Source organism: Okeania sp. SIO3I5 (assembly GCF_010672085.1).
Classification (GTDB): Bacteria; Cyanobacteriota; Cyanobacteriia; order Cyanobacteriales; family Microcoleaceae; genus Trichodesmium.
Genome location: NZ_JAAHHT010000460.1, coordinates 1 through 2,952, shown reverse-complemented (window position 1 = coordinate 2,952; position 2,952 = coordinate 1). Strand labels below are relative to the sequence as shown.

The window sequence follows — 2,952 nt, the reverse complement described above, 5'->3', positions numbered from 1 at the left end:
TAGTCAGTTAGTATTAGTTTTTCCTGCTTTTAACCTCTCCTATCACCTCCGAAACTTAACACATTTACCGAATTATCAAGGTTTAAAGTCTCTCCTTTTAAGGAGAAAGGAGAAACAAGAAAAAATTTTCATGATTAGTCAATCCTCTTCTTTTCAAGGAGAGGTAATTAATAATTAATAATTAATAATTATTAATTGTTTAAGCACCCAATCAAATATAGCATTCATGGATGAGAAATGGTATTAGACCTAATTTTTTGGTAATTATCCATTATCCATTAATGAATCCCCTACTCCCTACTTTTTAAAGATAATTCTAACTGATAACGATACAATGCTACTGGGCGATTAACTGCTAAAAAATAATCTGGATCTTGAGGAGATAAATAAATAGCAGTTATTTGATTTGCTTCAATTATTTCTCCTCGCTCTTGATCAAAAATATGATAATAATTTGTAGTTGTTTCTACCTCATTTAAGTAAATCATTGTCTCGCCCTGAAATAGCTGCTGAGTTATTTCACAACTAATAAAATTATCTGGGTTTAATTGTTCGCTACCACGACTGGTAATAACTGAAACCAACTCTAGATTATCTGCCAAAATAGTTGTCTGACGATTAGGATTATCTTCGTCAATTTTGACAGATAAAATTGCATCATCACCTAACAATGCTTTACCAATATTCAACCCATTAAATTCTCGATCTGCGATAACTGCTTCTGGAGGTAAATCTAATTTTTCAATTTTGCTATTATTAATCAAAGAAGACCAAGATGTAGGAAAATTTATTAATTTTTGTTCCGATATTTCTTTGGTATTCAAGTTAGATTTATTAAGCTTAAATCTAACTTGAAAATTTACTGGTTGATCCAAATATTGACGATTATTTTCAAAACCTGGCGTGACAATTTCTGGAGCTAATGGAGCAACCATATCTACCAAAGTGCTTTTCAGATTCCAATTTCCCGCCATCCAATCTGGATAAATTAAATCTGCCTTAGCAGCACTAATTGATGGTTTATTTTCCCAGTTAGGAAAATTAGCAATTCTGTCAGCAAGGGTTTCTGCTATTGCATCATTACTCCAAAGTAAAACAATTGTAATTAAGCTCAAATTCAAGATTACTTGCCAAAAATTTTGATAACTTTTCATAATACTAAATTGATAAATGTTTGTGACAAATGGTAAGGACATTGTATGCAACGTCCTTACATAAGAAGGAAGAAGTAAGAAAGAGTAAGATAAAATCCGCTTGCAATGGAAATGTTATAGGTTTATAGGAGATAGATGTTAGTATAGTGGGGTATTTAATAAACCCGGTTTCTCTGCTTTTTTATACAGATGCTACCGGATTTGATATAAATAGTATAATTAAATATACATAGGCGTGAAAAATATATAGACTTTTTGTAAAAGTAGGGAACAGGGAATATATTTTCAGTAAAAATGTACATAAAATGATTTTATCAGGAAATTTTACAACTATAGCTTATGCTAAATAAAAGGCAAGTTTATTTTCTGGAGATGTCTAATAATTAAACAGTAGGGACTTTGTATGCAACGTCCTTATCCTCAAATATTATGACTCCTGACTCCTGACTCCTGACTCCTCCAATTCACAATTAATTTTAATTACGCTCAGGTACTTAATATTATGCAAATTCAAATTCAAACATTTACAGTCCATAAAAGATTTCCCTTAACTATTAGTCGCGGAACTACTTCTAAGAGTACCAATATTTTAGTAAAAATACAACAAGAAAATATTGAAGGTTGGGGAGAAGCTTCACCAATTTCAATAGGAGAAAAACCACAACCTACCACAATTTTACAGCAAGCTTTACAACAACTTACCCCTGCTCTAGAAAAGTTTAATCCACTTGAGCGACAGCAAATTGAGCAAGTCTTAACAGAATTGCAAATACCATCAGCAGCTAGAGCAGCTATTGATATGGCCTTGCATGACTGGGTGGGTAAAAAAGTAGGGTTGCCTTTATGGCGACTTTGGGGATTAGAACGCGATCGCATTGTTCCAATCTCAGTTACTATTGGTATCAGTACCCCTGATGCTGCTAAACAGAGGGTGCGAAATTGGTTAAATTTTATTGATGCACGAGTGTTGAAAGTCAAATTAGGTAGTCCCGAAGGTATTGAAGCAGATCAGGCAATGTTGATGGCAGTGAAAGAGGAAGCACCTCCAGATGCCTTGTTATATGTAGATGCTAATGGGGGTTGGAGTCTGAAGGATGCTGTAAAAATGTGTGACTGGTTGGCAGAAGTTGGAGTTGTTTATGTGGAACAACCATTAGCTGCTGTTTCGGCAATGACAGACTTACCTGATCTGTATGAGCGATCGCCATTACCTATTTTTGTGGATGAAAGTTGTTTTACTGCCAAGGATATTCCTCAGTTGGCAGACAGAGTACATGGTATCAATATTAAGTTGATGAAGTCAGGGGGGTTAACCGAAGGGATGCGGATGGTTTCTGTAGCAAAAGCTTGCGGTTTGCAGGTAATGTTCGGTTGTTATTCTGACAGTTGCTTGGCAAATACAGCAGCAGCACAACTTGCTCCACTAGCAGATTATTTAGATTTGGACAGTCATCTAAATTTAATTGACGATCCCTTTATAGGTGCAGTGATGGAGAAAGGGCGGTTGTCGCCAAATGATTTGCCTGGGTTGGGAGTTCGGCACTTAGAAGTCATATAGAATCCGGGTAATTAGTTATCGTATTACTGAGGAGTAATGAGTAATGAGTAATGAGTAAGGAGTAAGAAGTAAGAAGTAAGGAGTTAGGAGGTAGGAGGTAGGAGTTAGGAGTAATATAGAATCCGGGTAATTAGTTATCGTATTACTGAGGAGTAATGAGTAATGAGTAATGAGTAATGAGTAAGGAGTAAGGAGTAAGGAGTAAGGAGTAATATCAAATCCAGTTGAATACAAGAGTGT

At 35.1% G+C, this 2,952-nt stretch carries 2 protein-coding genes; one reads left to right on the top strand and one right to left on the bottom strand.

What is annotated here, in order from left to right:
• Nucleotides 1-290 precede the first annotated feature (290 nt).
• Entirely contained in the window at nt 291-1,154 is an 864-nt protein-coding gene (locus F6K40_RS39600) for a DUF6816 family protein (protein WP_293145622.1), read from the bottom strand.
• A 502-nt stretch (nt 1,155-1,656) separates the two neighbouring features.
• Here F6K40_RS39600 and F6K40_RS39595 point away from each other — a divergent pair.
• Complete coding sequence (locus tag F6K40_RS39595; protein ID WP_293145619.1) at nt 1,657-2,712, top strand: dipeptide epimerase; 1,056 nt, start codon at nt 1,657-1,659, stop codon at nt 2,710-2,712.
• Nucleotides 2,713-2,952 lie beyond the last annotated feature (240 nt).

Coding starts and splice junctions, on each gene's coding strand:
- F6K40_RS39600 (WP_293145622.1), bottom strand. CDS start 1,154: ATGAAAAGTTATCAAAATTTTTGGCAAGTAATCTTGAATTTGAGCTTA.
- F6K40_RS39595 (WP_293145619.1), top strand. CDS start 1,657: ATGCAAATTCAAATTCAAACATTTACAGTCCATAAAAGATTTCCCTTA.